The 7,502-nt window shown below is 59.3% G+C and carries 8 protein-coding genes; 1 reads left to right on the forward strand and 7 read right to left on the reverse strand.

Going from position 1 to position 7,502, the window contains the following annotated elements:
• Window positions 1-5: 5 nt before the first annotated feature.
• From ABAC402_RS25740 to ABAC402_RS25770, 7 genes are all read right to left on the reverse strand, one after another.
• The gene (locus ABAC402_RS25740; protein ID WP_031235271.1) at window positions 6-2,219 is read right to left on the reverse strand and encodes a TonB-dependent receptor; all 2,214 of its coding nucleotides are present in this window, start codon (window positions 2,217-2,219) and stop codon (window positions 6-8) included.
• A 186-nt stretch (window positions 2,220-2,405) separates the two neighbouring features.
• Window positions 2,406-3,521, reverse strand: coding sequence for a tRNA guanosine(34) transglycosylase Tgt (gene tgt, locus ABAC402_RS25745; RefSeq protein WP_023448569.1), 1,116 nt, complete (start codon window positions 3,519-3,521; stop codon window positions 2,406-2,408).
• Between the two features lie 31 nt (window positions 3,522-3,552).
• Window positions 3,553-4,641, reverse strand: a complete 1,089-nt coding sequence (queA, locus tag ABAC402_RS25750; RefSeq protein ID WP_023448570.1) for a tRNA preQ1(34) S-adenosylmethionine ribosyltransferase-isomerase QueA — start codon at window positions 4,639-4,641, stop codon at window positions 3,553-3,555.
• Between the two features lie 53 nt (window positions 4,642-4,694).
• On the reverse strand, window positions 4,695-5,105 hold the full coding sequence (locus ABAC402_RS25755; RefSeq protein WP_023448571.1) for a hypothetical protein: 411 nt from the start codon (window positions 5,103-5,105) through the stop codon (window positions 4,695-4,697).
• A 160-nt stretch (window positions 5,106-5,265) separates the two neighbouring features.
• A complete protein-coding gene (locus tag ABAC402_RS25760; protein ID WP_023448572.1) occupies window positions 5,266-5,661 on the reverse strand; it encodes a hypothetical protein in 396 nt (131 codons plus the stop codon).
• Window positions 5,662-5,737: 76 nt separating this feature from the next.
• Window positions 5,738-6,205 carry a peptidylprolyl isomerase gene (locus ABAC402_RS25765; RefSeq protein WP_023448573.1) on the reverse strand — a complete coding sequence of 156 codons (468 nt, stop codon included), beginning with the start codon at window positions 6,203-6,205 and terminating at the stop codon, window positions 5,738-5,740.
• Between the two features lie 75 nt (window positions 6,206-6,280).
• Window positions 6,281-6,628 (reverse strand): hypothetical protein, encoded by a 348-nt coding sequence (locus ABAC402_RS25770; RefSeq protein WP_023448574.1) that lies wholly within the window; start codon window positions 6,626-6,628, stop codon window positions 6,281-6,283.
• Window positions 6,629-6,848: 220 nt separating this feature from the next.
• Here ABAC402_RS25770 and ABAC402_RS25780 point away from each other — a divergent pair.
• A partial coding sequence (locus tag ABAC402_RS25780; protein ID WP_023448576.1) for an RlmE family RNA methyltransferase occupies window positions 6,849-7,502 on the forward strand: 654 nt, incomplete at its 3' end.

Raw genomic sequence — 7,502 nt, forward strand, 5'->3', positions numbered from 1 at the left:
TGGGATCAGAACGATTTTTTGATCGATAGACCGAAGGTACGCGGATCGTTGACCATACCAGTCAGGTTGTTGAAGTCGATGGCACTTTCGGCGCGGATTTCGTCTGTGATATTGCGTACGAAAACGGCGAATTCGGTGCCGTTGTCGCTCAGATAGCCCAGACGCAGGCCGCCGATGAACTCGGGCTTGCCTTCGAACTCGACAGCTTCATAGAGAAAGAAGTTGACCTCGGAACGATAGAACCAATCGGTGTAAGCGAAGACCTGGCCGCCATTGTCCAGCGGCCAGGCATAGCGGGCCGTGAAGTTGGCGACGTATTTCGGCGCCTGAGGCAGGGGATTGCCGTCGATCATGGCCAGCCCGCCAACGATCGGGTCCTTTACCGTACACATGCCCGAACCACAGGGACCGACGCCAAGGGTTGGGTCCTGGATTTCCGTAAAGTTGTAGCTGGCGCCGGCCGTCAGGAGCAGGTTTGGCATCGGCTTGGCTGTCATATCGAACTCAACGCCGTAACCGATCGCCTTGTCGGCATTGATCAGTTTGGCCGAGTTGTTTGTGCCGCCGACAGCGGTCAACTGCAGGTCCTGGGTTTCAAAGCTGTAGACAGAGGCGTCGAGGCGAAGCTTGCGATCGAAGAAGACGGACTTTACACCGGCTTCGTACGAAACGGTTGTCTGTTCCTTCACTGTCGGAACCGTCGGCGTGAAGACGAAGTTGACGCGATCCTGGATCGCCGGTCCAAGGTAACCCGTGGCGAAACGGCCATAGAGATTGATGTTCTCGGACAGTTCATAAGTCGCGCTGAGATCGCCCGAAACATTGTCCCCGCGGACGGTGTTTTCCACTGGAAGGGTTACACCGGTCAGGACGGGTGTGCCGGAAATCTCGTCGGTCTTGCGGTCGGCCGAGAAACGCAGGCCGCCGCGTAACGTCAGCAGGTCGGAGGGCTTGTATTCGCCCGAGACGAACAGGCCCATATTGGTCTGGTAGTTTTCGTGCGCGACATTGGCATTGACAGCGCCGGCGCCATCATAATTCAATTCATTGTAGAACAGCTTCTGTTCGAAGAAGTAGAGGCCAACCTGGGCGCTGAAATTGCCCCATGGGTCGAATTCAAAGCGCACTTCCTGACTCAGTTCTTCCGGCTTGGAGACACCGCCGGTGCTGCTGGGGAAGAGGGCGTTGTTCAGGCCCAGAGGCGGAAAGACGTAGGTATCACCGCCGTCGATGTCGCCAGAGCTTTCGACCTTGGCCGTCTCATAGCCGGTGATCGAGCGAAGGGTGCCGAGTCCGTCAAAATAGTAATTCAATTGCACGCCGATGCCTGACGACGACAGGGACTGGGACGTCACGCCATCCAGTGCCACCTTTTCGACGTCGAAATCGTCGACGAAGTCATTGGTGCCCTGCTTGAAGATGCCGGCACGAAATACGCGCGGCGTACCCTCCAGGTCGCGGCCATGGACGCTCAACAGGGCGTCAAAACTGCCACTTTTGTACGAAATCTGGGCGCGTGCCGCTTGGTCATTGTAGCCTTCCAGCATGGGGTCGGCGAGGCCAGTCGTATTGGTGTTTTCAACCCAGTCGTCGCGATGCTGTATCTGGCCCGACAGGCGGAAGGCCAGACCTTCGGCGATTGGACCGGTCATAGCGGCTTCAATATTGGTTGTACTGTAGGTGCCGACCGAGACGCTGCCGAAGCCACCAAAGGTGTCCGATGGCTTAGCCGAGTTGATCTTTACCACGCCGGCGGGCGTGTTGCGGCCGAACAGAGTGCCCTGCGGACCGCGCAGGACTTCGACCGAGTCGACGTCAAAGATCGGGAAGGACTTCAGCATCGGACTTTCCAGCGCGACATCGTCGTAGACAACCGACACGGGTTGGGCGGCATTGACGTCGTAGTCGGTGTTGCCCAGCCCGCGGATATAGAAACGCGGAAAGGTCCTGCCGAAGGAGGATTCGGCGATCAGGGACGGCGTCCGTCCAGACAGCATGCGGACATCCTGGCCTGAGGAGTTCAAGATATCGAGCTTTTCGCCGGAAATGGCAGTGACAGCGACAGGCACATCACGAGCAGCTTCGGTGCGCCGCGTAGCAGTGATGGTCACCTCTACCGTGTCGCCGTCCTGCGCGTAGGCGGGGACGGCAAAAGCCAGGATGACTGTGGAAACACCGCCCATAAGAGCGAGGGCGTGTCTGGATTTACGATACAGCATGGGCAGATTCCCTAAGGTGAAAGAGATTGCCCCTTCCTTGGTGTCGCTTGCCCTGATTGTTGATTCAGCCCCGTTGTGAGGTCTGCAAAGGGGAACGGATGACGCTGATATGACGCATTTGCAACAGATTTGTGGTCTGGACGTGACAAAACTCGCGACTGTGGCGAATTTACAGTTCACGTTAGGTCAGTCAGTCGTCCATCGGCTAAGCAGGTCGGCGCGCAGGCGGTCGAAAGTGCCGCCGGCAATGGCTAGGCGCATCCGGATCATCAGCGACTGGAAGAAAGCAATGTTGTGCCACGACAACAGGATCTGGCCGAGTATCTCCTCGGATCGCACCAGATGGTGCAGATAGGCCTTGGAATAGTCACGGCTGGCCGGGCAATCGCTGGCCGCGTCCAAAGGGGTGTCATCTTCGGCGAAGCGGGCGTTCTTCATATTGATCGGGCCGTCCCAGGTCCATACCTGGCCATGGCGGCCCGATCGCGTCGGCAGGACGCAGTCGAACATATCGACGCCGCGGGCGACGCCTTCCAACAGATCTATGGGCTTGCCGACACCCATCAGGTAACGCGGCCGCTCCCACGGCAGAAGCGGGGCACAAAAATCGAGCGTATCGCACATGGCGCGATGGCCTTCGCCGACCGCCAACCCGCCGATCGCATAGCCTTCAAAGCCTATGTCGAGCAGGCGATCGCTCGATTCCCGGCGCAGATTTTCGAAGGTTGAGCCCTGCTGGATGCCGAACAAAACCTGACGGTCGCGGGTGCCGAAGGCCTGTTTTGAGCGCAGGCCCCAGCGCGCCGACAACTGAAGGGCTTCCTGGGCGCGCTTTTCCTCGCTCGGCCATGAAACACATTCGTCCAACTGCATGACGATGTCGGAGCCCAGCAGGTCGGCCTGGATCTCGATTGAGCGTTCCGGTGACAGGACATGCTTGGATCCGTCAATATGCGAGGCGAAAGTGACGGCATCTTCCTTGACCTTGGCTATCTTGGACAGGCTCATGACCTGAAACCCGCCGCTGTCGGTCAGGATCGGTCCGTCCCAGCCCATGAATTTGTGAAGGCCTCCAAGGCGTTTCACGCGCTCCGGACCCGGTCGCAGCATCAGGTGATAGGTGTTGCCGAGGATGATCTTCGCATGGCTCTGGCGGACCATGTCAAGCGTCAAGGCTTTGACCGTGGCGGCCGTGCCGACGGGCATGAAGATAGGGGTCGGTATATCGCCGCGCGGCGTCTGCAGTACGCCGGTGCGCGCCTGGCCTTGCGAGGCATGGATGGTAAAGGGAAAAGCACTCATCCGCGCCTCTTAGCGGGGTCGCTCGGGCAAGTCAAAGTCCTGACGATTCTGAAATATCGGAAGTGTTGGTCAGCAGGCAGGCGTCGCCATAGGAGAAGAAACGATACCCGCTGTCGACGGCGTGGCGGTAGGCCGCCTTCATGACCTGCGTCCCGGCGAGAGCGCAGACCAGCATGAACAATGTCGATTTCGGCAGATGAAAGTTGGTCATCAGCAGGTCGCACGACCGTACCCGGACGCCCGGAGTGATGAAGATAGAGGTCTCGGCGGCGAAGGGCTGGATCATGCCATCGGCATCGCAGGCGCTTTCCAGCAGGCGCAGCGAGGTTGTGCCGACGCAGACGATCCGCCCGCCGGCGGTGCGGGCCGCATTGATACGGTCGGCGGAGGCCTGGGTGATGACACCGAATTCGGCATGCATGACATGGTCGTTTGTGTCGTCGACCTTGACGGGTAGGAAGGTGCCGGCGCCGACGTGAAGTGTAATCCGCTCAATGGCGATGCCGTCGCTTTGCAACTGTTCCAGCAAACTGGAAGTAAAGTGCAGCCCGGCGGTGGGGGCCGCGACCGAACCTTCTTGGTTGGCGAAGATGGTCTGGTAGTCGCGCTTGTCCTGGTCGTCTTCGAGGCGCTTGGAGCGGATATAGGGCGGCAAGGGCATGGCACCTATGATGTGCAGGCGCTCTAACAGGTCTGCGGGGACATGCAGGAAGTTGAGCGCATAGAGCCCGTCATCTTCCTTGCCAGCAACAGTGGCTTGCAATTCAACAGTCGAAAAATCGCTTCGGAAAAGCAAGCTGTCCCCTATGCGGACCTTGCGGCCGGGCTTGAGGAAGGCCTGCCATTGTGACCCGCCCGTGGCCTTGATCAGGGTGGCTTCCACAGACACGTCGCTGCCATCGCGCCGCCGGAAGCCGTGCAGTTGCACCGGCAGAACTCGGGTGTCATTGACCACCAGCAGGTCGCCCGGACGCAGGAAGCGGCCGATATCGCCGATATGGGCGTCGCTGAGGTTGCCCGCGGCGTCGACACGCAAAAGTCGAGCGGATTCCCGCGGTTCGGCGGGACGCAGGGCGATGCGATCGTCGGGAAGATCAAAATCGAAGTCGGAAACCAGCATGTCGCGTCTCAAACGCGCAAACGCCGTTCAGGTCAAGATGAAACCGCCATCAGTTAAACCGCTAGCGCTTTCTGCAGATATCTGCGCTGGACATTGATCCAGTCCAGGCCTTCGTCGAAATTGGCAAACAGTTCGATCGTGCGCGTCGGAAACAGCGACTGGGTTACGGGCAGGCGGGCCTTGACCAGCGTGTCATCGCTGATAATGGCTGTGAAACAACCCAGGTCGCGGCCGTTGGCGAAGGCCGCCCAACGATTGCCCAGATCCTCGATTTCACCGATCAGGACCGTGCCTTCATAACGACGCATGTCGATGATGCAGTCGTAGGTCCAAATACATTCGACATGGAGCAGTTGATCCATAAGGCCGTGATTGATGTCTTCGCCTTCAATTTCACCGAAATAGCGCGCGACAAAGATACGGCAAGAATCGTCAAAGGTTATGGTAAGGCGTGAACGGCTCATGGGCGTGCGATTGTCCTTGCAGAAAGGTCACCCTGCCACACGGGCCTTAAGGCTTGGTTGAGACGGTCGTCCATATTGCGCAAACTTTTCTAGACCGTGTCGTCGGAAAAAAGGGGAGCACCCGACCGGGCAGCCTCCTTTTGTCGGTACGCACGCATGGTCAGGCTGCGACCGGCCGCGCGGTTCTTAGCCAGTCCAGACCTTCGTCGAACGATTCAAAGACGACGGTACCGTGGTCCGGCACGACGCCGCGCATTTCGCGCAATTGCAGATGAAGGACCGGGCAGGGACTGACCAGGGCCATACGGCGGCCGCGGTCGCGGCCTTCGTACATTCCAGTCCACGTCTGTGTCAGGAAAGCCAGATATTCGCCGGAAAGGTCGGCTTCATAGCGACGAAAGTCGAACAGGGCGTCATAGCGCCAGGGCTGCTCCACACCAAGCAGGCAGTCGTTCAGGTCGGGTGTTTCGTGTTCGTGGCGCAGACTGTGCAACCGGATGAACAGGATGCGGTTGAGGGCGTCGACATTAAGGCTTATTCTCGAACGCTGGGACATCTGACAAAGCTACTTTTACGCTACTGGAACCAAGGCCCACACCTTAGCGGCGTGGGCCTTAAGAAGCCCTTAAACGTTAGCTGGCATCGGCAGCGACGCGCATGGTGACGATCTTGCCGGGCGTGCGCGGCGGCTCGCCCTTGGGCAGGGCGTCGACGTTTTCCATGCCTTCGGTAACTTCTCCCCAGGCAGTATATTGCTTGTCCAGGAATCGGGCGTCGTCGAGGCAGATAAAGAACTGGCTGTCGGCCGAATCGGGGTTTTGCGAACGCGCCATGGAGCAGACGCCGCGGACGTGGGGCTCGGCGTTGAACTCGGCCTTGATTTTCTGGCCGGAGCCGCCGTAACCCTTGCCTTCCGGATCGCCGCCCTGGGCCATGAAGCCCGGTATGACACGGTGGAAGACAATACCGTCGTAGAAGCCCTCGCGCGCCAGTTCCTTGATGCGGGCGACGTGCTTTGGCGCCAGGTCAGGACGCAGGCGGATCGTCACCGGCCCAGTGTCGAGTGTCAGTATGAGGGTGTTTTCGGGATCATCGGCCATGGGTAAGGCTCCTTTTGGGCAGCAAAATGCGGCCCTGACATAGGCGTAAGGCGCAGGGATTGCAAACCGGAATCGTCAGCCGCATTCTGCCGGCAGTTGCCGGTTGATCGGAAGCTGCGCGCAGGAACGCTTGATTTCGTCGCGGATCATCTTGCAGGAATTGTCGACATGGCAGAGCGGATGGGTGGCCGGCGACAGCTTGATGCAGCGGGCGGCCAGGTCCTGGGCGTCAGCGTCGCCAATCTCCAGGCGGCATGAGCCGGCCAGTTCCGAGGAGTCGACAAAGGACAGGGCGCTTTGGTCGGACGTGACGGCCGCTTCGGCGGCCCGGGCTTCGGCTGCCGTGGCGATATCGGCTGGCTTTTCGGACGGGCCGCAGGCCGACAGTATCAGAAGCGGGATCAAAAACAGGGCAGGGTGCATGGTGAGACCTCCTCGATGGCTGAGCATAGCGGCGTGTTCATAAGGAAAGAATTGGAACCGCGAATGAACACGAATAAGCGCCAATTTCATGATCTTTCGGAAGTCTTTACAGATGTTCATGCCATTTTTCGAGCGCTTCGCGCTCACTATTTGCGCATATTCGCGTTCATTCGCGGTTCCAAACCTTTCTTGTACCTGACGGCACTGATATAGACGCGCCATGAACGATACCCCCGAAGAGCCCGAACGCCGCCGTATGGTCAAGCCGCCCGAAGGTGGCACCCTGGCGGGACGTGGCAAAGGCCATACCGCCGTCAAGACCGCCAAGTACCGGACGCAATCGTCAGCCAAGTGGCTGGAGCGGCAATTGAACGACCCCTACGTCCAGCAGGCCAAGGCAGAAGGCTGGCGGTCGCGCGCCGCCTTCAAGCTGATCGAGATCGACGAACGCTTTCACCTGCTGAAGCGCGGCTCGCGGGTTATTGACTTGGGCTGTGCGCCCGGTGGCTGGGTCCAGGTCGCCAAGGCCCGCGGCGCCGCCCATGTGGTTGGTGTCGACCTGCTGCCGGTCGATCCGGTACCAGGCGCCGATATCCTGGAGGCTGACTTCACGGACCCGGCGATCGGCCCCCGGTTGATCGAACTGATGAGCGGTAAGCCCGACATTGTGCTGTCGGATCTGGCGCACAATACAGTCGGACACAAACAGACAGACCACCTGAAGATCATGGGACTGCTTGAGATGGCCGGCGAGTTTGCGCTTGAAAACCTCAAGCCAGGCGGTGCATTTGTCGCCAAGGCCTTCCAGGGTGGCGAGACTGAACAGCTGCTTTTGAAGCTGAAACACGCTTTCGATGTCGTCAAGCACATGAAG

The sequence above is a fragment of the Asticcacaulis sp. AC402 genome, assembly GCF_000495835.1.
In the GTDB taxonomy this organism is placed as follows: domain Bacteria; phylum Pseudomonadota; class Alphaproteobacteria; order Caulobacterales; family Caulobacteraceae; genus Asticcacaulis.